The sequence below is a fragment of the Amycolatopsis sp. NPDC033938 genome, from assembly GCF_055575975.1.
Genome location: NZ_JBVIRO010000001.1, coordinates 685894 through 706934, shown reverse-complemented (window position 1 = coordinate 706934; position 21041 = coordinate 685894). Strand labels below are relative to the sequence as shown.

Below are 21041 nucleotides of genomic sequence, written 5' to 3'. Positions count from 1 at the left end.
GGACCTTTCATGGCATTTCCGGCTGAGCCGCCTACTCGCCGATGACCGGCGGCGCGGTCCGCATGTCGGTCCCGAAGACCTCGTCCGGGTCGCCCTCGACGAGGTACGTCGGACGCTGGTGCTCGGTGTCCTCGTCCCCCTCGGCGTTCTGTCCGCGACCGCCCATGCCGCCGCCCATCCCCGGGCCGCCACGGCCGCCGGCGCCACCGCCGAGGCCGCCCATACCGCGACCGGCCGCCGCTTCGGCCGCTCCGACCCCACCGGGGCGGGCCGCGCCGGAGGCGGAACCCGAACCGGGCGTGGAACTCGCGCCGCTACCGGGACCGAACCCGCTGCCGCCACCGCCACGGCCGGTCCGGCTGTTGAATTCGGAGTCACCCATCCCGCCGCCCATCATGGGCGACATCGGCATGGGGCTCATCGGCATCGGGTTCATGGTGTTGTTGAGCCCGGGCGTGCTGATCGGGGGCGGGGTGTTCTGGAAGCCCGAAGGCGTCGTGCCCGAGGGAATGCTGCCGGAGCCCGTGGTGGACCCGGGTCCGGGGATGTGGCCCGTGCCCGTCGGGATGCCGGTGCCGCCACCACCGCCGCCTCCACCCCCACCACCGCCGCTGCCGGGCGGGATGTAGGTGTTGCCGGGCGGGTTGGAGCCGGGCGGGTTCGACCCGGGAGGCACCTGGTAGATGTCGCTGCGGTCACCTGTCCCGTCACTGCCGCCGGTGCCGAACTTCGGCGGCTCGGCGAACACCGGCTGCTTCGACGCCGCCTCGTACAACGACTTGTCGTACTCGTGCATGGCGGCGGCGGCCTGGGTGTGCGCCTCCTGGCTGTCCTGCTGCTTCTGGATGGACTTGTCGATGTTCTCGCCGAGGTTGAAGGGGTTCGACGTCATCCAGCCGCCGACCTCGTCCTTCCAGCTGAACGGGATCGGCTCCGGCATCACGTTCTTCACGTTGGAAGCCGCGGTGCCCTGGTCGTAGATCGTCTCGGACGCGAGTTTCGCGTTCTGCGAGTTCGCCTCGGACCACTTGCTGAGGCTCTGGAAGTAGCCCTTCGCGCTGGAGGCAGCCTCGCCGTCCCAAGTGCCCTGCGACGCGTTGACCGCTTCGGTCATCGTGGTCGCGAAGCTTTCGAAAGCCTTGTGGATGTCGTGGTACGCGGTGGAGACCTGGGTGACCTGCTCGACGTTCAAGTCGCTGCTGACGAACTGCTTGAGCTTCTCGTGGTCGTAACCCTGGTAATCCGCGTTCGACGGCTCCAGCCCCTCGACGTACTGGACATCGCCGTTCTTGGTCAGCTGATCGACGTTCTTGTCGCCGACCTCCTGCGCCTGCTGATGCGCCTGCCCGGTGGCGATGAACTGCTTGACGGCGCCGAAGAGCCAGCCGTCGCTCGGGTCGACGCCTTCGTTCGCCTTCTGCTGAAAGTAGGCGTCACGTGCCGCGGGCGAAAGGTCGGAGACCTGCTTCTCGCTCAGGTTCGGTGTCTTCGTGGTCATCCCTGATTCCCCCTTAGCTCTTCGGAAGCTTCGGTGCGACGATGTCCGCGACCTTCTCCGCGATCCCGCAGGCCTTCTCGGGATCGGTCGACACCGTGACGACGTCCACCCGTGAGCCGGCGCCCGCTTCGAGCGCCATCAGGCAGTTCGTCGGCGGCGTCGGGACCAGGACCGCCTTGCGGCCCTGCACGTTGCCGTTGGTCTTGCCGTTGCCCGCGTCGTTGACACTGTCGAGCCCCTGCGAGTCACGGACACCGACGCTGACGGTCAGCGATTCCTCGCCGGCGGTGGCCTTGTCCTTCGTGAGGGTGCAGGTGCGGGCTCCGCCGTCTTCCCCGCTCTCCGGTGCCTTGAAGGTCCCGTACGAGGACAGGTCGGCCGCGCTGACGAGCGAGCACGGGTCCAGCGACGCGGTGCTCCCGCCGCTGGTGGACGACGGCGCGGCGGACGACGCCGACTGCCCAGGCGCCGAGGTCGGCGCGGCGGTCGGTGTGCCGGGCTTCTCGCTGGAGCAGGCGGCGAGTACCAGTGCGGCCGCGGCGAGCGGCAAGGCGTAAAGCTTCTTCATCGTCCTCAAGCCTGGATCTTCTTGGTGGCGTCGATCGCGCGGTCTTCGACGCCCTTGTACAGCCCGGCCGCCCTGGCCAGCGCCTCGTCGGCGTCCTTGACCACCTTGGCGAACTGATCGAGCACCACGGCGGCGGATCCGGCCGCCTCGGAGGCGCCCTTCTGGTCGTGCGCCGCCACGGCCTTGCCGTACGGATGCCCGCCCAGCTGCGGGGCCTGCGAAAGGTGCACCGTCTTCGCCTTGAGCGTGTCGAGGTGCTCGGACATGTCCGCCAGCGCCTTGCGCAGGGGTTCCACGCCCTTCTCGGTGATCGTGAAGCCGCCGTTCTTGGCGGCGGCGACCAGCTTCTGGGTCTCGGCGCTGACCTTGGCGACCGCCGCCTCGTTCAACCCGCCCTTCGCGACATAACCTGCCGCGGAGCCGATCGCGGAGCCGATCGCGAAATTCGGTGCCGCCTGTCCGCCGTCCGCTTCGAAAGCCATCGCCCGCCCCACTGCATCGTCTTCTCGCCCGTGCGTACCGCCCGGCAGTCTACTAGCCGGGCACTCTGCGCAACGGTGATTCTCCGATCACCGAAGCCCGCTCCGAAAACTGTGACGAAACGGGCGCCACCCTGGTTCCGGCTCGCTCAGAACTGGCCCTCGAGCTGGGCATACAGCTGCTGCGCGATCCTCGCGTTGTCGGCGGGAGCGTAGGTCAGCCAGCTTTGCCCGTCGGCCGCCTGGCGCGAGGTCATCATGAACCGGCCCGCTTCGGTGTCGAACCACGCCAGCGGGGGGAACACCTGGCCGCCGCGGATGAACACGCTGAACTGGCCCACCCGCGTCTTCGGCTTCTCGAACATCCGTTCCACCTGCCGCTGCTGCGGGTTCGACCCGTGGGAACGGGGACCGTTGACACCGGCGAAGGGGTCGTAGGCGTCGTCGTTGCGAGGGCGCTTCGGCGCGCTCACCGGCTTCGCGATGGTGACGGACTGGCCGGGACCGGGCGGGGTGAGCGGCAGCAGGTCGACGATCGACGCGACGATCGCGGTCGGCCTGGTCTCTTCGAACACGAGCAGGTTCTCGTCCTGGCGTGCGAGGACCGCGAACTGGCCGTTCGTCGCCGCCCTCGCGAAGAGCTGCTTGTCCTTGTCCATCTGCGCGACCGCCCATACGGCGAGCTGCGGCTTGACGAACGTGGCGAGCGCGAGTTCCACGTCGGCGTCGAGCCTGCCGCCGCGCATCAGGCCACGGCCTTCGAGATCACGGAAGACGGCCTCGCGCACCATCGCGCGCTGGTCGGTCGTGGTGCCGATGTGCGGGACCTCGAACGGAACCGGAGCCGGTCCGAGCCGCCCGTGTTCGAGCAGGATGTCCACCGCCGCCAGCGACAGCGAGAACGAATGCGGCATCGCCTTTTCCCCCCGCGGGTGTCTTGTTCGTCGGGATGAACGTAGTCCACTCACCTGGTACGCCCGCAGCGAACCCGCTTGCCCGGCCGTGATCACGGCTGGTGCGATGGGTGCATGGCAGACCAGAAACCCGCGCTCGTACTCCATCTCGTCGCCGGTGGGGAGCCGCTGCTCTTCGCGCTCACGACGGACGAAACCGAACGGCTGACCAAGGACCTTTCGCATTTCGTCCGCACGGGTTCGGTGCAGACGGTCAAGACGAAGGACGACTCCGAAGTGGCGATCAACTTCTCTCACGTCGCCGCGGCCTACATCGACGACCTGAACCGCAAGACGCGGGTCTTCGGTCTCCACTAGGGATTCAGGACCTTATCGCCGGTGTGCGTGCCGAACTCGGCGACGCGCACCTCCGCGATGTGCTCGTACCGGCTGATCCGGTCGGTCCACTCCGTGTCGACGCCGAACGCCACCTGCGCGAAGCCCACCCGCCCGATGGCCTCGGCCAGGCCCGGATCGCCCGGTGCCAGCAGCCGCACCGGCGCGTCCAGCGCCACGGTGTGCGGCGGCACGAAGTACTCGTCCGGCAAAACGGTGCGCGCGTGGACGAGGGCGCCGACGGCGACGACCGAGCCTGCCCCCACCCGTGCGCACTGCAGGACAGTCGCGGCGGTCGCCACATAGCCGCACCTGCCGACCTCGCAGCCCAGCAACGTGGCATGCGGCCCCACGAAGACGTGATCGCCGACAAGCACCGGCTGATCCCCGGCGACCGCGGAACCGCGCAACACCGCGTTCTCGCAGATCACCGCCGCTTCACCGACCTCGATCCGAGACCCCTCGGCGTCGAGCACCGCGCCGTACATCACCCGTGCCCTCGGCCCGACGCGGACATCACCGACGAGCGTGGCCGTCGGGGCGACGTAGGCGGTGGGATGGACCTGCGGTGCACATCCGCGGTGCCGGATCCGGATTCCCGGTGCTTCTGCGGTCATGAGCGGATACTCGCCCGGCCGACCGCGAGTCTGCTGGCGGTTTTCCGACATCGCGTTCGCCGAGGGCCCCAACGTCATGAGGGTCCCCATCGGACGAATTTCGTCCGATGGGGACCCTCATGGCACTCTCTGGAGCCGAAGCGGTCCTACAGCTCGTAAAGCCGCTTCCAGTTGTCCCGCGACGACAGCTCGGGCATGGCGCGCTTGTACTGCTCCTGCACCGCGGCGCCTTCCTTGCGGAGCCGCTGGATCACCTTGGCACCGCGGCGAGCGAGGTCGAACATCTTCGCGCGGTCGTACGAGCGGACCCGCACGCCTTCCTGCGAAGCGTCGGTGACGACGGCGGTGTCGAAGGTGGCGACGTGCCACCAGTGGGCCTCGTCGATCGGGATCGCGCCGAGCGAGTGGCGGCTGCGGCCGAGCACCCGGTCGAGGATCCGCTTGATCAGCACCAGGCGCTGCATGCTGGGCCGCGGCGCGCTGTTGATGATGCCGATGTCGTTCGACGCGATGCCCGGGACGTCGGTGGCCTTGTGCCGCTTGGTCTCGGGGTACTCGTCGCGGATGCGGCGGATCTCCTTCATCGCGGCGACGCCGCCGTCACGCAGGACCTCCGGCCCCTCGAGGAAGTCCTCGACGGCCTTGATCAGCGTGGCGGACAGGCCGTACTGCATGCCGAGCAGGTACCGGACCAGCTGCGCGATGAGCACACGCGAGAGCAGGTTCAGGTTGAACGGCGAGTGCAGCGCGGCGGTGATGATCGAGTTCCGCAGGTTGAAGTAGCGGTGCCACTCGTCCCAGTCCTTCCAGTGGAAGTCGGCGTGCCAGACGCCGGCGCCCGGAAGGGTGACCGTGGGGAAGCCGTGCGCGCGGGCGCGGTAGCTGTACTCCGCGTCGTCCCACTGGAAGAAGAACGGCAGCGGGTAGCCCGTGGCCTTGACGACCTCGTACGGGATCAGGCACGACCACCAGCCGTTGTACCCGGCGTCGAGGCGGCGTTCCTGGCGGTTCGGCTTGAGGGTCTCCTCGTCGACGCCGAGCAGGTCGGCGGTCGAGAGCGAGTGCGTCACCGGCTGGCCGGGCTCCAGCGTGTTCAGCCGGGCGTATTCGGCGCCGACGTGCAGCTGGTTCGGGTGCAGCAGGTTCAGCATCTGGCCGCCGACGATGACCGGGTTGACCGTGCGGTTGGAGAACGCGGTCATCCGGATCACCAGGTCCGGCTCGAGCAGGACGTCGTCGTCCATGAACAGGACGTTCGCGTGCTCGGTCTCGGTGTGCCCGGCGACCTCGTACAGGCCGCGGGTGAAGCCGCCCGCGCCGCCGAGGTTCGGCTGCTTGATGTAGTGCAGCTTGTCGCCGAGGTCCTTCGCGACCTGCTCGAAGCCTTCGCGCGACTCGACGAGGTCGGTGCCCTGGTCGGCGACGTAGATCGCGTCGAGCGTCTCCAGCGAGGAGACGTCGGCGGCGAGCGCCTGCAGGTTCGACAGGCAGTCGTCGGCGCGGTTCATCGTGCAGATGGTCACCGCGGTCGGACGGATCTTCTCCGGCGCCTCGACCGTCCAGCGGACGTTCTCGACGCGCAGCGACTGGCCACCCTCGGTTTCGAGGTCGAGCCAGAGCGCGCCGCCGTCGTAGAACTTGTCCAGCTTCGCGGTCAGCGTCACCTTCTGCTGCTTCGCACCCGTGATGACCTCGGCGGCGACGACACGCGAGTCACCCTCGATGTCGGAAGCGCCGACGGACAGCTGCCCGTCACCGGTGACGACGGCCTCGACCGCGACCTCGGTCACGTCGGTCCAACGCTGCCAGTAGCTCGCGGGGAAGCGCCCGAAGTAGGTGTTGCCGGACACCTTCGACGCCGGCTCGATGGCGATGCCCGCGCGTTCGCGCACGGCGGAGCCCCATTCGAGTTCGGCGTAGAGGTCCTTGCTGACGATGGGGGCCGGGCCGGCGTAGAGCCCTCGCTGCGCGGTGAGACGGCCCTGCGGGGTGCGTTCCGCGAAGCGGGTGTCGTCGATAGTGCTCACCATGGCGCTCGGGGCCTCTCCGGTGACGGCGGCTTTACCGGGCATGAATCCTCAGTTCTCCTCTGTGCTGGTGGCGGTGGCGCGGGGCTCACGGAAGACGACCCACTTGAGCATGACGAAGTTGATCACGGTCGCGGTTGCCTGCGACACGACCCAACCGAGTGTGGCCTTCCAGGCCGAATCCGGCAGGACGTGCAGCATCGTCCGGTTGACGCCCACGGCGACGAGGAACGTCACGGCGTACAGGAGTACGAAGCTACCGATCTGACGTGCGCCCTCCTGGCGTCCACCGGCGAAGGTGAACTTGCGGTTCAGGAAGAAGGCGGTCGTGGTGCCGACGATGAAACTGAGCGCGCGGGCGATGTCCACCCACGGCGTCGCGTCCATGCCGAGGGCACGCAGCCCCTGGTAGACACCGAAATCGACCAGGGCGCAGAACCCACCGATGAGGCCGAAGCGGATGAGCTGCCCGAGCAGCCCAGGAGAGGACGGCGCTGCTGCCTTCGGGCCGGCTTGCGGGTCGGTCGCCACCACTGCTCTACCTCATAAACTGCTGGGTCTGGTGGCCAAAGTGTAGAAGCGGCCACTTCAGGGTCACGTTCCGGGCAGTGTTCGGCGTGGTTACCCTGGTCGGCGTGACCCAAGCACCCAAGACACAGCGGCAGTCGCTCATGGGCTGGGCAAGGACGTCGCCGACCATCGCGGACGTCCTGAGCACCCCCGACGTGGAAACCATCGCGCGGGCGGTGACGCAAGCGGGGGCACGCGGGGTCATCGCGCGCGGCCTCGGCCGGTCGTACGGCGACCCGGCGCAGAACGCCGGTGGCCTGGTCGTCGACATGACCGCGCTGGACCGCATTCACTCGATCGACCCGGATTCCGGCATCGTCGACCTCGACGCGGGTGTCAGCCTCGACAAGCTGATGCGCGAGGGCCTGCCCTACGGCCTGTGGGTCCCGGTGCTGCCGGGCACCCGCCAGGTCACCATCGGCGGCGCGATCGCGAACGACATCCACGGCAAGAACCACCACTCGGCCGGCAGCTTCGGCAACCACGTGGTGTCGATGGACCTGATCACCGCCGACGGGCAGGTGCGCACGATCACGCCGGACGGCCCCGAGTCGGAGCTGTTCTGGGCGACCGTCGCCGGCATCGGCCTGACCGGCATCATCGTCCGCGCCAAGATCCGGATGACGAAGACGGAGACGGCCTACTTCAAGGCCGACCTCGAGCGCACCGCGAACCTCGACGAGACGCTGGAACTGGTCAGCAACGGTTCCGACGACGACTACACCTACTCGTCGGCGTGGTTCGACACGATCTCGACCGGCTCGAAGCTGGGCCGCGCCGCCTTCGGCCGCGGTTCGCTGGCGAAACTCGACGAACTGCCCCCGAAGCTGCGTGCCGACCCGCTGAAGTTCGACGCGCCGCAGCTGGTGACGCTGCCCGACGTGTTCCCGAACGGGCTGGCGAACAAGCTCACCTTCGGTTCCATCGGCGAGCTCTACTACCGCAAGACGCCGAAGAAGGCCGTCGACAAGATCCAGAACCTGACCGCCTTCTATCACCCGCTCGACCTGTTCGGCGAGTGGAACCGCGCCTACGGCTCCAAGGGTTTCCTGCAGTACCAGTTCAGCACGCCGCTGAACGCGCACGAGCCGCTGCGCCGGATCATCCAGAAGGTCGCCGACTCCGGGCACGTGTCGTTCCTCAACGTGTTCAAGCGGATGGGTGAGGGCAACGCGGCACCGCTGTCGTTCCCGCACCCCGGCTGGATGATCTGCCTCGACTTCCCGATCAAGGACGGCCTGAGCCGGTTCTGCCAGGAACTCGACGAGGACGTGCTCGCGCTCGGCGGCCGTCTGTACACGGCGAAGGACTCCCGCACCTCCGCGGAGAACTTCGCGAAGATGTACCCCCGGCTCGAGGAATGGCGCAAGGTCCGCGCTTCCGTTGACCCCGAAGGCGTTTTCGCCTCTGACATGTCCCGAAGGTTGGAACTGTGATCGACGCTGTTGGCAACCCCCAATCCCTGCTGCTGCTCGGCGGCACCTCCGACATCGCGCTCGCGATCGCGGAGAAGTACCTGGCCGAGAAGCCCCTCCGGGTCGTGCTGGCCGGGCGGCGGTCGCCTCGGCTCGACGCCGCCGCTCAGCGCCTGAAGGACAAGGGCGCCGAAGTGTCCACTGTGGACTTCGACGCCAAGGACACGGACTCGCACCCGGCAGTGCTGGACAAGGCGTTCGAGGGTGGCGACATCGACGTCGCCGTCGTGGCGTTCGGCCTGCTCGGTGACCAGGAAGAGCTGTGGCAGGACCACGCGAAGGCCGTCGAGGCGGCGACAGTGAACTACACGGCCGCGGTGTCGGTCGGGGTCGCGCTGTCGAACAAGCTCAAGAAGCAGGGCCACGGCAAGGTCATCGCGCTGTCGTCGGTCGCCGGTGAGCGGGTCCGCCGGTCGAACTTCGTCTACGGGTCCACGAAGGCCGGTTTCGACGGCTTCTACCTGGGCCTCGGCGAGGCGCTGGCGCCTTCCGGCGTGCAGGTCACCGTCGTCCGCCCCGGGCACGTGAAGACCAAGATGACCGAGGGACTCAAGGACGCCCCGCTGGCGCAGACCGCCGAGCAGGTCGCCGAGATCGCCGTCAACGCCTCGCGGGCCGGTAAGGAACTGGTGTGGGCTCCCGCGCCGTTCCGCCTGGTCATGTCGGCGCTGCGGCATGTGCCCCGCCCGATCTTCCGGAAACTGCCGATCTAGGGAACGAGCGCGTCACCCCCTTCGTCTCACCCGGGCACGGACATCCCTCCGTCCCCGGGTTGAGAGGAATCGATGGCTGACCAGGAAGCCAGGCTCGACGCGGCCATCCGGTCGTTTCAGGAGCAGGCCGCCAAAGCAGCGGAGCTGAAGGACAAGATCGCCGGGCTGCGCGGTTCCGCGCGCAACGCCGACGGTTCGGTGACGGTGACCGTCGCCCCGTCGGGCGCGTTGCTGGGACTCCAGCTGTCCCCCAAGGCGATGAACCGCACGCATACCGCGCTTCAGCAAGAGATCCTCACCGCGATCAGAGAAGCGACGCAGCAGGCCGCGGCCGCGATGCAGCAGACCGTCCAGCCGATTCTCGGCGACCGCGCGGAACAGTTCAAAGAGGCGTTCAACGCCCATGTCGAACCGCTCGGGCCGAGCGCTCCCCCGCCCGCGGAATCCCTCGCGGGCCCGGCCGCCCAGCAACCCGTCCGTACCCAGCGTCCGGCTCGCCCGGCCCCTGCCGATGACGACGACTTCGGCGGCCCCATCCTGCGGAGGGACTCGTTTTGACCGGCTTCGGCGTACAGACGGAAGCGCTCACCGCGCACGCGACGGGCTCCAAAGAGGCTTCGGGGAACTTCGGCAGCCTCGCGAGCCTGCTCGAACAGGCCAGGGTCTCCGACGACTGCTTCGGCCCGCTCGGCGAGCTGATGGCGTTCAAGTACTTCGAGGGTCTGCAGGAATGCCAGGATCTCGCCGAACAGGCGAAGTCCTTCCTCGACCAGATCGCCGACAAGACCACCACCGCGGCGAAGACCTACCTCGACCACAACCAGGGCACCGCCGAGGTCATCACCGGCCTCGGCGCGGGCCTGGACGACGGCGGTAGCGGCCCCGGCAGCCTCAGTGACCTCAACAGCGCCGGCGACTCGGGCCGCAAGGGGTTCTGGGAGCAGAACGGCGGCTACGGCAGCTCGTGGATCAGCACGTCTTCGGACGTCTCCCGGGCGAGCAGCCCGCCGGACGTCGCGATCGCGGCCGTGCACGCGCGGATGGAACAGCTCCAGCTCGTGACGAGCCCCGGTCAGTCCTTTTTGGACAACGGACTCGGCTTCCTGATCGGGATCGTGATCAGCCCGCTGGTCGAACTCGTGCTGGAACCCGCGATCGGCGACCCCGAGCAGATGCGCAGCACCGCCAAGGGCTGGGAACAGACGGCGAAGTGGCTCGACGGCGTCGCCGAACACGAGCAGAAGCGGGCCGACGGCACCAAAGAGGCCTGGAAGGGCGAGGCGGGCGAAGCGTTCCGCGGCCAGATGACCGAGTTCTCGGGCGGCGCCAAGGCGTTCGCGAACGACGTCCGCGGGCTGCAGCAGATCCTGGAGATCGCCGCCGACCTGTTCGACGCGTTCGTCGAAATCGTCATCGACATCATCCAAGAACTGGTGATGGGCCTGATCATCGAGTGGCTGGCCGCGCTGGCCGCCTCGTGGATCACGGCGGGCGCGTCGGTCGGCGCGGCGGGCGCGGCGACGGCCGGTCAGGTCGCGGTGACCGGCGGACGGCTCGGGATGAAGGTCAAGCAGCTGCTGGGCAAGCTCAAGCCGCTCATCGAGAAGCTCGAAGACATCCTGAAGATGCTCCGCAACGGGCCCTTGAAGAAGGTCGTCGAGCGGGCCGAAGGGCTGCGCGACGGCAACTGGCTGCAGAAGCGGCTCGCCGACCAGATCGACAAGAACCCGCTGGCCAAGATCGTCACGAAGGCGAACCCCACGACCGGGGCCTCCAAGACCGCCAACAAGTTCGCGAACCGCTACGGCGTCGGCGGCGAGGGCTCGGACGCGCTCACCACGAACCTCACCGAGGCCGGGCTGCGCGCGATGGGCATGAGCGGGACGACCAGCCTCGGCAAGGCCGCCTTCCGGGGCAGTGCCGGTAATCTGGCCGAACTGGGCGTCGAGCAGGGCGTCAAGGCGGGCTACAACGAGTCGCAGGACTCGTCGTCCGAGGAAGAGCGCCGCGCGGCGACCGACAGAGGGTTCACGATCGAAGAATGAATCTCGGCTACCCGCTCGGGGCCGCGTCGCAGGCCCTGCCTTCGCTGCACCCGGGTGAACGGCTGCTGTGGGCCGCGTACGGCCGGACGCTGAACTACGACGTGCGCGGCCTCGATCCGTGGGGGGTGCCGAAGAAGAGCGTCCTGAGCAAACTCGGCTCGGGCGCGGCGAACTTCGCGGGCGACATGGTCAGCGCCGCGCTGGGCGGGGACGACGACGGCGGCGCGTCGAATCCGCCGTCACCGCAGGTCATCGTGTTCGGCGAACAGGGCGGCGTGGCGCATGCGGCGGTGCGTGAGCTGTCCACGAGCGGCTCGCTGTCCCGGCTGTGGGCGCTGACCAGCGCGCGGCTGCTGGTGCTGGAGAAGTTCATCCCGCCGCCGGAGCCGGAGAAGGCCGCCGAGAAGTCGTTCATGTCGAAGGCGATCGGGTTCGGCAAGGGCGTGGTCAAGACGGGCAAGGAGATCGCCGCGATCATGACCACGAAGACCTACGGCCAGAACACCGAGGGCGTCCCGATCGCGACGCACCGGATGGTCGTGGCCGCCGAGCTGCCACGCGAGCGGATCGGCGGGTTCACGGTGGCGGAACACGGCAAGAAACGCCGCCCGTGCCTTCGGGTGTCCTTTATGGATGGATCGGGGATGGATTTCCTGTTCGACTGCGACGATCCGCGACAGTTCGCCTGGCTCCACGCGGTGACGGTGCGCTGATGGAGAACACCCTTCCGATGGCGAAGACCGTCGACGAGATCGTCGAACGGGAACTGCACCAATTCTGGCTCGCGCCCGGCGAACGCCTGATCATCGGCTGCCCGCCCGCGCACGGCTACGTCGGGCTGCTGCTGGACGGCAAGCTCACGCTGCCCTACGAGGCGGCGCGGGAAACCCCTTCGGTGACCGGCAAACCGCGGTGGCCACTGCCCGCTTCGGGCGTTCTCGAAGCCGACTGGACCGACGATCCGACGATCGCGTACTGGGTCGTCGCACGGTCGGCGGACCAGATCGCCGCGCGGATCGCGGACCATCTCGCCGGAGGCAAGGGTGAGGCGCGGCTGACGTTGTCCGACCGGCGGCTGGCGCTGGTCTACCCGGCGCGGATGTTGGAGGGCGAAGACCCCGCCCAGCCGTTCCGGACGTTCGAGGAGATGCCGTCGAGCGTCGTGCGTTCGGTGGCCGCGCTCTACCTGGGGCGGAGCTTTCCGCCGCGGCCGGTGCTGCAGTTCGTCTTCGCCGACGGTTCCGTGGTCTACCAACGGGACATGCTGGCGGTCGACAAAGCGGCACGGGCCGACTCACGCCGCTGACCCCCGCCTTCAGTCCGCTGAATGCGGTAGTTGCGCGTGCATGCAAGGAGCCTCCCGATGCGTGCCAATACTGTCCACAAGGGACGCTTTTCTGAAGAAGGTTGTCTGACTTGGGCGGTTTGTGCGGCTCGAGGCGGGGGTCGCGAGTGGCGACGAGGGTTCTATTGAGAGGTAAGGCAAAAGTGTCGGTTCGACGAGTCCCGTCGGTGGACGGTGTCTTTCACTGTGTGGATTTTGATGCGTTAGATGAAACAAAATCCACACACCCCTTCGCCCGGCGCCACGTCTGCCTTACCCCTCGATAACCCTCGGGCGGGGGGTCAGCGCGCGGACAGAAGGTAGAGCTGCTGCGTGCCCATCCACGGCGAGCTGATCGTCCAGGTGGCCAGCGCGTTCGGCGGCGGCGCCTTCCGGGTGGTGGCCAGCACCAGATCCGGGGTCGCGGGCGGGACGCTGTGATCGAAGAACCGGAAGTTCGCTTCCAGCAGCGCCTTGCCGAGGTCGCCACTGCGGTTCTTCGTCTCGACGATCGCCGGGTCGACCGAGCCGCGGTCGGAGAACTGGTCGACGATGTCGCAGTCGCAGGCGTAGGCGAGCGCGCCGACCTCACCGGCGCTCTCCACCTTGCGGCCCTTGGTGAGTCCGGCCAGTTGCGAGCCGATCTTGCGGTACTCGTCGGACGCGGCGTGGTTGCTGGTGATGGGCGCGAACCGGCGCGGCAGCTCAGGCGTCGCGTAGGCGACGACACTCACGAGGAGGAACGCGCCGGCGAGGATCCCCGCACCGAGCCTGGCCCGGCCGGGCACCGCGCAGGCACCGGCGGCGAGGAAGATCGTCGCGCCGATGATGCTCGGCGCGTAATACCAGTGGTACGGCGGGACGTTCAGCCAGCAATAGGCCAGATAGTGCGCCGCACCGGCGATCGCGAGGGTTGCGAACGGCACGAGCCGTTTCGCGCGATCCGAACCGCGCCGGAAGTAGAACGTCCACAGTAGACCGGCGAGGCCGCCGATCACGAGCGGCAGGAACGCGAGCGTCGACGCCACGGGGAAGTTGCGCCAGTACAGCAGCGGGCCGTTGGTGAAACTGAACGGTCCCCACGACCGCTGCATGATCTTGATGACCAGGGTGTCGGGCACCGCCGAACCCAGCACGAGCCAGCTGAACCCGAACCACGGCAGCATCACCCCGAGCGCGGCGAACGTCATCCGCCAGATGCCCGCCCAGAACTCGCGGCGCGCGAGGAACAGCACGAAGGCGATCAGCAGCAGGTCGATCCGGATGAGCGCGATCAGGCCGATCACCGCACCCGCGGCGGCGGGGCGGCGTTCGTGCAGGAACACCATCAGCCAGACGACGGCCGTCGCGCCGAGGGCGACTTCGAGCCCGACCGACGACAGCAGGAGCGGATTCACCAGCAACAGGCCCAGCGCCAGCGGGGCGAACCCGCCGGGAAGGCCGGTCGCGGTGCCGATGCGACGCAGGCCGAGTACGAGGACCACCTGGCTCGCGACGAAGACGATCCCGGCGGCGAAGACGGCGTCCCGGACGATGAACGTGAGGAGCGCCAGCACGAGGACGTTCAGCGGCGACGTCGCGGTGTTGGCGGTGCCGTCCTCGATCAGGCCCCAATGACCGTGGAAGGCGAGGTTCTTCGCGTACGACAGCGTGATGTACGTGTCGTCGATCAAATGCCCGCTGACCAGGACGAACACCAGTGACGATGCCACCGCCGCCCCGGCGGGCAGCACCCAGGGACGAGCGAGGACGGCGGCTACCGGCAGCGCACCGGGGACCTTGGGCAATTCAGCGGGGGCGCTTCGCATCACGAACACCGTACACGGTGTCGTGATGATTCCGTTATCTACCGTCCGTGGTACTCGTCACGCCAACCACGGTCACCGTGGCCGTCGCGGAAGTCGCGGTGCCCGCCGGGACCGGCCGAACCACGGTGTTCACGAGAGAAACCGGGCCGGTCGCCGTGGTGGGAGGCCAGGCCGACGGCGGTTCCGATGACTCCACCGCCGATGATGAATCCGAGGACGCCGACCGCCACCAGTTGCGTCGCGCGGTGCCCGGCGAAGCGGCGGAAACCGCCCTTCGCGGGCGGAGCCTGCGGTACGGGAGGAACCGGCGGTACCGGCGGCGGCCCGGTGTGGGCAGCGGCCGGGGTCTCGGGTTCGGCGGGCTTCTTCGCGGTCTCGTCCGCCCTTACCTCGGGCTGCTCGACGGTCTTGTCGTCGTCATCGGACGGCCGCTGCGGGTCGCTCATCTTTCGCTCCTTGGTCGATGGGAGCGGGCGTGTCACCCGCTCCCATCACCGAGGATGCGTGCGCATCCTGTGGATGCGCTGTGTACCGGCTGTCGAATCAGAGATAGAACGACAGGAACAGCGTGACGACCCAGCCCGCGCCGAGGACCTGCAGCACCCGGTCCTTGAGCGCGATCTCCTCCGGCTCGCCCGCGTTGCCGCCGTCGACGTCGACGGCGTAGCGCAGGACGGCCACCACGAACGGGACCATCGAGACGACGGCCCAGACCGAGTTGTGCTCGACCTGGCGGATCTCGAACGCCCACAGGCAGTACGACATGATCAGGATCGCCGCGGACGTCGCCCACACGAACCGCAGGTAACTCGCGGAGTACTTCTTCAGCGAAGACCGGATCTTCGCCCCTGTCCGCTCGAAGAGCATGATCTCGGCGTAGCGCTTACCGGCCACCATGAACAGCGAGCCGAACGCGGTGACCAGCAAGAACCACTGCGAAAGCGCGATACCGGCGGCGACACCACCGGCGATCGACCGCATCAGGAAGCCCGAACCGACGATGGCGAGGTCGACCACCGGCTGGTGCTTGAGCCCGAAGCAGTAGCCGAGCTGAACGGCCTCGTAGACCGCGAGCACGACCGCGAGCTGCCAGCTGGCGAGGAACGAGATGCCGAGGCCGGCGGCGAAGAAGAAGCCCGCCGCGACGAAGGCCACCGGGACCGGCACGATCCCGGCCGCGATCGGCCGGTTCCGCTTGGTCGGGTGGGCCTTGTCCGCCTCGACGTCGATCGCGTCGTTGATGAGATAGACCGAGGAGGCCACCAGCGAGAACGCCGCGAAGGCGATCAGCGCGGCGATCAGCAGGCCGGTCCGGTCCGTCGACTTGGAGAAAGCGAAGAACGGTGCGGCGAACACGAGCACGTTCTTCACCCACTGGCGCGGGCGTGCCGTCTTGATGATGCCGCCGACGAGACCGCCGGCGACCTTCTTCGGTTCGGCGGCCTCGGCCACGGGTCCTACGTCTTCAGGCTTGGAATCGGCCTTCTCGGTCGTTTCGCTCATTGTCGTTTCTTCAGCTTTCGTCGTATGAGACCACCGACGAGGCCCCCCAGGGCTGCTCCGGCCAGAACGTCGGTCGGGTAATGGACGCCGAGCACCAGCCGCGAGGCGAGCATCGGCGGTACCAGGGCCGGAACCAGGTTACGCCCGGTCAGTCCGGAGTAGAGCACCGCCGCCGCCGTAGTGGAGGTGGCGTGCGAGGACGGGAAGCTCAGCTTGCTCGGCGTCCCGACCAGGACCTCGACGCTCGGGTGATCCGGCCGCGGCCGCCTGACCACGCGTTTCACCGCGATGGACGCGGCGTGCGCGCCGACGACGCCGACCGCCGCGACCAGCCAATCCTTGCGCCGCTTCTTGTCCACCGCCGCCCCGACGAGCCCCAGCGCGAACCATCCCGCGCTGTGCTCGCCGAAGTGCGAAAGACCTCGTGCCGCCTTGACGGTGACGTCACTCTTAAGGACGCCTTGCGCCTTCGCGAGGACCGCCACCTCGCCGGTGGGAGCGCCCTTCTCAAGCATCGAGGGACCCATCGATAGGCGCGCCATCGGTGAGGTGCGGCGCGATCTTGTTCTCGAACGCGGTCAGCGCGGAGCCGATCGCCATGTGCATGTCGAGGTACTTGTAGGTACCGAGACGGCCGCCGAACAGGACGTTGCGCTCCTTGGCCTCGTTCTTGGCCAGCTCGCGGTAGGCCTCGAGCTTCTCGCGGTTGTCCGGGGTGTTGATCGGGTAGTACGGCTCGTCGGCCTCGCCCGCGAACCGGGAGTACTCGCGGAACACGACGGTCTTGTCGTTCGGGTAGTGCTTGCGCTCCGGGTGGAAGTGCCGGAACTCGATGATCCGGGTGTAGGGCACTTCTTCGTCGTTGTAGTTGACCACCGAGGTGCCCTGGAAGTCGCCCGTCTCGACGACCTCGGACTCGAAGTCCACCGTGCGCCAGGTGAACCGGCCCGCGGAGTAGTCGAAGTAGCGGTCCAGCGGTCCGGTGTAGACGGTCGGGGTGCCTGCCGGGATGTGCTCACGGACGTCGAAGTAGTCGACGTTCAGCCGCACCTCGATGTTCTCGTGCTCGGCCATCTTCTCGAGCCACGCGGTGTAGCCGTTGACCGGCAGACCCTCGTAGGTGTCGTTGAAGTACCGGTTGTCGAAGGTGTAGCGGACCGGGAGCCGGGTGATGATGTCGGCGCCGAGGTTCTTCGGGTCGTTCTCCCACTGCTTGGCCGTGTAACCGCGGATGAACGCCTCGTACAGCGGACGGCCGACCAGCGAGATCGCCTTCTCTTCGAGGTTCTGCGCGTCCGCGGTGTCGAACTCCGACGCCTGCTTCGCGATCAGCTCGCGGGCCTCGTCCGGCGTGTGCGACTTGCCGAAGAACTGGTTGATGAGCGCCAGGTTCATCGGGAACGAGTAGACCTGGTCCTTGACCCGTGCGAACACGCGGTGCTGGTAGTTCGTGAACTCGGTGAAGCGGTTGACGTACTCCCACACCCGCTTGTTCGACGTGTGGAACAGGTGCGCACCGTAGCGGTGCACCTCGATTCCGGTCTCCGGCTCGGCCTCGGAGTAGGCGTTTCCACCGAGATGGTGGCGCCGCTCCAGCACGAGGACCTTCTTGCCGAGCTCGGCCGCGGCCCGTTCGGCCACGGTCAGCCCGAAGAAACCGGACCCGACCACGATGAGGTCGTAGCCGGTGAAATCGGCTTCAGTAATCTTGTCGGGGTTCGTGTGCGCGCTCACGGGCGTCGAGGGTACGCAGGTCACCTCCGCGCCCTGCACCGAGCCACCGGTTTTCACCTTCGACACACACACTTAGGAAGCAGTGCCTACTCCGGACACCTTCTGGTCGTACTTCGGCGCGACCGTCACCTACCTGGCCGTGCTGGCGATCCCCGGTGGCCTCGTCGGCCGGGCCGCCGGCCTGCGCGGCTGGGCCCTGGCGGGGCTGGCCCCGCTGCTGTCCTACACGGTAACCGGACTGGCCGGCCCGTGGCTGGCACTCGCTGGCGTGTCGTACAACCCGCTGACCGTGGCGGCCGTCACGGTCGTGCTCGCCGGTGCCGGGTTCGGCCTGCGACGGCTGGGCTCCAGCCGCGGCTGGATCAAGCCGGGCGCCGAGGAGCCGCCGACGAAGTGGCATCCGCGCGCGCACTACGCCGTCGCGGCCTGTGTGGTGCTGGCCGTCGGGATCTCGATCCTCGTGGTGCTCTCGGCCCGCGGCGGGACGACGGCGGTGTTCCAGCGCTGGGACACCGTGTTCCACGCGAACGGCATCCGCTACATCGCCGAGACCGGCGACGGCTCGCTGACCGGCATGGGCACCATCAACTGGTACCCGGACGGCTCGTTCTACCCGAACGCGTATCACCTGGTCGGCTCGCTCGTGTACTCGATTTCGGGTACGACGATCCCGGTCACGCTGAACGCCATCACGATGCCGGTCGCCGGGATCTTCGCGCTGTCGATGGTCGCCCTGATCCGCCAGCTCGGCGGGCGGGCGGTGTTCGCGGGCTGCACGGCTCTGGTGGCCGCGGCCGCGACGACCGGCGCGTACGAGTCGGTGTCCAGCGGGCTGCTGCCGTTCGCGCTGGGCATCGTGCTGACCCCGCTGGCCGTCGTCGCGCTGGCCCGTTTCCTCGCGCGACCGGGCATCGACACCGGCTATGTGCTCGCGCTGACCGCTGTCGGACTGCTGGCGGCGCACTCGTCGGCGTTGTTCGGGGCGCTGCTGTTCGCCTTCCCGGTGGTGGTGCAGCGCTGGTACCGCGCGCTGCGGCACAAAGCGCTCGACGGCGTGCCGGAGGGCCGCGGCGGTTGGCGGGTGATCGGCGGCGACGCAGTCAAGATGGTGCCGGTGATGGTGGCCAGCGGGCTGCTGGCGGCGCCGCACATCCTGGGCGCCCTGAAATTCACTTCGGGTTCATACCCTTATTACGCGTGGGGCTCGCAGCTGCCGGTGGAGAAGTCGCTCGCGCTGCTGGTGACGTTCCGGCAGGTGCTGAGCGCCCCGCAAGTGTGGCTGACGGTGCTGCTGGTCATCGGCGTGCTGAGTCTGTTCAAGCTCGGCAGGATGCGCTGGATCGGGCTCTCGGCGCTGGGCTTCTCCGCGCTGTTCGTGCTGGTCGCCTCGTTCGGCGCCGAACCGTGGGTGATCTCGCTGTCGCGGCCGTGGTGGAACGACCGCTACCGCCTGATGGCGCTCGCCGCGATCCCGCTCTGCCTGCTCGCCGGGCACGGGATGGCGGAGCTGCAGCGCTGGTTCGCGAAGTGGGCGAGCGGCCGGTCCTGGGTGAAGAGCAGGCCCGCCTTGCCCGCCCGGCTCGGACTGGCGACCGCGGTCTTCGTGGTGGCCGCCTCGGCGGTGCTGACCAAGGGTTTCTACACCGAGTCGAACGCGCACGCGGTGTCGTTCCTGTACTACAACGGCCCCGAGGGTGAGGTCACCCCGCCGGTCAGCGCCGACGAGCTCGCCGCGATGGACCAGCTGGCCAAGATGAACATCGGACCGGACGAGAAGGTGCTCAACGAGCGCTTCGACGGGACGGCCTGGCTGTACGCGATCACCGGCATCCATCCGGTGGCTGGGCATTACGACCCGGGCGTGCCGCCGCCGGACGCGAAGTACCTGGCGCTGCACTTCCGTGACTACGACACCGATCCCGAGGTGCGGGCGGCGGTCAGGCGGCTGAACGTCAAGCATGTGCTGATCGGGAGCACGCCGATCAAGATCGGTGAGCCGCCGGCGCCGGGACTGCGGGATCTGGACGGGCTGGACTTCCTGCGGAAGGACTTCTCCAACGCTGGCGCCTCGATCTACACCCTGACGCGCTGAGCGAAGGGGCCTTTCCTCTCGTCTCATGCGGTGAAGGACGCTTTCCTCGCATCGCATGCGGGGAAAGCGTCCTTCAGCCCCTGCCCCACGGGTCCTGAGGGGCCTGACCTCGCAAGTAGTCGACTAATTGCGGCGGGCTGCACCGCGAACCGCCTCGGGTGCCGGCGAGCCGGGCGAGGCGGGAGAGCCCCCGGTACGAAAAGGGCTCGCGTGGTCGCGGACTGCCCCCGCCGCGACCACGCGAGCCTTCGTCCCCCATTCACCCCCGGGGTGACCCGTGAGGGGCAGCCGTCGTCGGCCGCGCCCACTCGCTGTACTCCTCTGTCAGACGATCACTAGGCGGAACCGGTTTACCCAGCCCGTCAACGTCACCCGTTCGGCCTAAGAATTTCTTCCTTGGAGTACCGGGAGTACGTCGCTGGCGACCTCTTCGAGTGTCGACTCGCGGCCGACGTAGTAGTCGCCGGAGCGTGGCCAGTGCGTGACGATGTCGGTGAACCCGAGTTCCTCGGCCCGCCCTGCCGCGTCGGTGAACGCGCCGACGCTGGAGAGCGAGAAGACCGGGGCCGCGTCGAGGCTCAGGAACCGTTGCACGCTCGCCTTGTCCCGGCCGACGGCCTCGACCCGTTCGTCGAAGGTCTTCACGAGTTCCGCGATGCCCTTCCACCATTCGTCCTGGGTCTCCGCCTTGATGCCGGTGGTGGCCCAGCCCGCGCCGAACCGTGCGGCGAGGGTCATCGTGCGTGGCCCGTTCGCGGCGACCAGGAACGGCAGTCGCGGCCGCTGCACGCAACCGGGCAGGTTCCGCGCGCCCTTGGCCCGGTAGTGCTCGCCCTCGAAGTCGAAGCCGTCGGTCATGAGCAGCCCGTCGAGCGCCTCGACGAACTCGGTGAAGCGGTTCGTTCGCTCTTTCACCGACAGTTCCGGGCCGTCGAGGACGGTGGCGTCGTAGTGGGTGTGCGGCACACCGGCGCCGACCCCGAGGATGAAGCGGCCGTCGGAGACGTCGTCGAGGGTGATCAGCTCACGGGAGAACGGCACGGGGTGCCGGGCGACCGGCGAGGCGACGAAGGTGCCCAGTCTGATCCGCGACGTGACCATGGCGGCCGCCGTCAACGTTGGCATCGCACTGAACCAGGGGCCGTCGACGAGGGATCGCCAGCCCAGGTGGTCGTACGTCCAAGCGTGGTCGAAGCCGTACTCCTCGGCGGCCCGCCATTTCGGCTCGGCCGCCCACCAACGATCTTCCGGAAGGATCACGATGCCTACGCGCACACCCGGGAAGGTAGCGGTCTCCGC

Annotated in this window: 21 protein-coding genes; 8 read left to right on the top strand and 13 right to left on the bottom strand. The window is 68.2% G+C overall.

The features are described 5' to 3' along the window. Positions 1–31: 31 nt before the first annotated feature. From ACZ5ZX_RS03425 to ACZ5ZX_RS03410, 4 genes are all read right to left on the bottom strand, one after another. Positions 32–1498 carry a hypothetical protein gene (locus ACZ5ZX_RS03425; protein WP_465500455.1) on the bottom strand — a complete coding sequence of 489 codons (1467 nt, stop codon included), beginning with the start codon at positions 1496–1498 and terminating at the stop codon, positions 32–34. A 13-nt stretch (positions 1499–1511) separates the two neighbouring features. After that, the gene (locus tag ACZ5ZX_RS03420) at positions 1512–2066 is read right to left on the bottom strand and encodes a DUF3558 domain-containing protein (RefSeq protein ID WP_465500454.1); all 555 of its coding nucleotides are present in this window, start codon (positions 2064–2066) and stop codon (positions 1512–1514) included. A 5-nt stretch (positions 2067–2071) separates the two neighbouring features. Continuing rightward, a complete protein-coding gene (locus ACZ5ZX_RS03415; protein ID WP_465500453.1) occupies positions 2072–2548 on the bottom strand; it encodes a hypothetical protein in 477 nt (158 codons plus the stop codon). A 146-nt stretch (positions 2549–2694) separates the two neighbouring features. Beyond that, positions 2695–3459 (bottom strand): ESX secretion-associated protein EspG, encoded by a 765-nt coding sequence (locus tag ACZ5ZX_RS03410; protein WP_465500452.1) that lies wholly within the window; start codon positions 3457–3459, stop codon positions 2695–2697. A 114-nt stretch (positions 3460–3573) separates the two neighbouring features. On the opposite strand from ACZ5ZX_RS03410, the gene ACZ5ZX_RS03405 reads away from it, so the two are divergent. Next, positions 3574–3816: a hypothetical protein gene (locus ACZ5ZX_RS03405; protein ID WP_465459447.1), complete on the top strand. Its 243-nt coding sequence runs from the start codon at positions 3574–3576 to the stop codon at positions 3814–3816. Here ACZ5ZX_RS03405 and ACZ5ZX_RS03400 read toward each other — a convergent pair. The 3 genes from ACZ5ZX_RS03400 to ACZ5ZX_RS03390 form a co-directional block, all read right to left on the bottom strand. Continuing rightward, on the bottom strand, positions 3813–4451 hold the full coding sequence (locus ACZ5ZX_RS03400) for a gamma carbonic anhydrase family protein (RefSeq protein ID WP_465500451.1): 639 nt from the start codon (positions 4449–4451) through the stop codon (positions 3813–3815). The genes ACZ5ZX_RS03405 and ACZ5ZX_RS03400 overlap by 4 nt on opposite strands. A 146-nt stretch (positions 4452–4597) precedes the next feature. Beyond that, positions 4598–6523 (bottom strand): glycosyltransferase, encoded by a 1926-nt coding sequence (locus tag ACZ5ZX_RS03395; RefSeq protein ID WP_465500450.1) that lies wholly within the window; start codon positions 6521–6523, stop codon positions 4598–4600. 6 nt (positions 6524–6529) lie between these two features. Further along, positions 6530–7012, bottom strand: coding sequence for a GtrA family protein (locus ACZ5ZX_RS03390; protein ID WP_465500449.1), 483 nt, complete (start codon positions 7010–7012; stop codon positions 6530–6532). A 137-nt stretch (positions 7013–7149) separates the two neighbouring features. Here ACZ5ZX_RS03390 and ACZ5ZX_RS03385 point away from each other — a divergent pair, with 137 nt between their 5' ends. From ACZ5ZX_RS03385 to ACZ5ZX_RS03360, 6 genes are all read left to right on the top strand, one after another. Further along, positions 7150–8484 carry an FAD-binding oxidoreductase gene (locus tag ACZ5ZX_RS03385; protein ID WP_465501024.1) on the top strand — a complete coding sequence of 445 codons (1335 nt, stop codon included), beginning with the start codon at positions 7150–7152 and terminating at the stop codon, positions 8482–8484. Next, on the top strand, positions 8481–9236 hold the full coding sequence (locus ACZ5ZX_RS03380; RefSeq protein WP_465500448.1) for a decaprenylphospho-beta-D-erythro-pentofuranosid-2-ulose 2-reductase: 756 nt from the start codon (positions 8481–8483) through the stop codon (positions 9234–9236). The genes ACZ5ZX_RS03385 and ACZ5ZX_RS03380 overlap by 4 nt, the downstream gene beginning before the upstream one ends. A gap of 72 nt (positions 9237–9308) precedes the next feature. Then, positions 9309–9794, top strand: coding sequence for a YbaB/EbfC family nucleoid-associated protein (locus ACZ5ZX_RS03375; RefSeq protein WP_465500447.1), 486 nt, complete (start codon positions 9309–9311; stop codon positions 9792–9794). Further along, positions 9791–11281: a WXG100 family type VII secretion target gene (locus tag ACZ5ZX_RS03370; RefSeq protein WP_465500446.1), complete on the top strand. Its 1491-nt coding sequence runs from the start codon at positions 9791–9793 to the stop codon at positions 11279–11281. Before ACZ5ZX_RS03375 ends, ACZ5ZX_RS03370 begins: the two co-directional genes overlap by 4 nt. Next, positions 11278–11994, top strand: coding sequence for a hypothetical protein (locus ACZ5ZX_RS03365; protein WP_465500445.1), 717 nt, complete (start codon positions 11278–11280; stop codon positions 11992–11994). Before ACZ5ZX_RS03370 ends, ACZ5ZX_RS03365 begins: the two co-directional genes overlap by 4 nt. Then, a complete protein-coding gene (locus ACZ5ZX_RS03360) occupies positions 11994–12587 on the top strand; it encodes a hypothetical protein (RefSeq protein WP_465500444.1) in 594 nt (197 codons plus the stop codon). The genes ACZ5ZX_RS03365 and ACZ5ZX_RS03360 overlap by 1 nt, the downstream gene beginning before the upstream one ends. 320 nt (positions 12588–12907) lie before the next feature. Here ACZ5ZX_RS03360 and ACZ5ZX_RS03355 read toward each other — a convergent pair whose 3' ends face one another. The 5 genes from ACZ5ZX_RS03355 to glf all read right to left on the bottom strand — a co-directional run bounded on the left by ACZ5ZX_RS03355 (position 12908) and on the right by glf (position 17650). Next, complete coding sequence (locus ACZ5ZX_RS03355) at positions 12908–14413, bottom strand: hypothetical protein (RefSeq protein ID WP_465500443.1); 1506 nt, start codon at positions 14411–14413, stop codon at positions 12908–12910. Between the two features lie 38 nt (positions 14414–14451). Next, positions 14452–14859, bottom strand: a complete 408-nt coding sequence (locus ACZ5ZX_RS03350) for a hypothetical protein (protein ID WP_465500442.1) — start codon at positions 14857–14859, stop codon at positions 14452–14454. Between the two features lie 97 nt (positions 14860–14956). Beyond that, on the bottom strand, positions 14957–15916 hold the full coding sequence (locus tag ACZ5ZX_RS03345) for a decaprenyl-phosphate phosphoribosyltransferase (RefSeq protein ID WP_465500441.1): 960 nt from the start codon (positions 15914–15916) through the stop codon (positions 14957–14959). After that, a complete protein-coding gene (locus ACZ5ZX_RS03340) occupies positions 15913–16431 on the bottom strand; it encodes a phosphatase PAP2 family protein (RefSeq protein ID WP_061980615.1) in 519 nt (172 codons plus the stop codon). Before ACZ5ZX_RS03340 ends, ACZ5ZX_RS03345 begins: the two co-directional genes overlap by 4 nt. Further along, entirely contained in the window at positions 16424–17650 is a 1227-nt protein-coding gene (gene glf, locus ACZ5ZX_RS03335; protein WP_465495804.1) for a UDP-galactopyranose mutase, read from the bottom strand. The genes ACZ5ZX_RS03340 and glf overlap by 8 nt, the downstream gene beginning before the upstream one ends. Positions 17651–17732: 82 nt before the next feature. Here glf and ACZ5ZX_RS03330 point away from each other — a divergent pair, with 82 nt between their 5' ends. After that, positions 17733–19742 carry a DUF6541 family protein gene (locus ACZ5ZX_RS03330; RefSeq protein WP_465500440.1) on the top strand — a complete coding sequence of 670 codons (2010 nt, stop codon included), beginning with the start codon at positions 17733–17735 and terminating at the stop codon, positions 19740–19742. Between the two features lie 381 nt (positions 19743–20123). Here ACZ5ZX_RS03330 and ACZ5ZX_RS03325 read toward each other — a convergent pair whose 3' ends face one another. Continuing rightward, positions 20124–21017: an LLM class flavin-dependent oxidoreductase gene (locus ACZ5ZX_RS03325; protein ID WP_465500439.1), complete on the bottom strand. Its 894-nt coding sequence runs from the start codon at positions 21015–21017 to the stop codon at positions 20124–20126. Between the last annotated feature and the right edge of the window lie 24 nt (positions 21018–21041).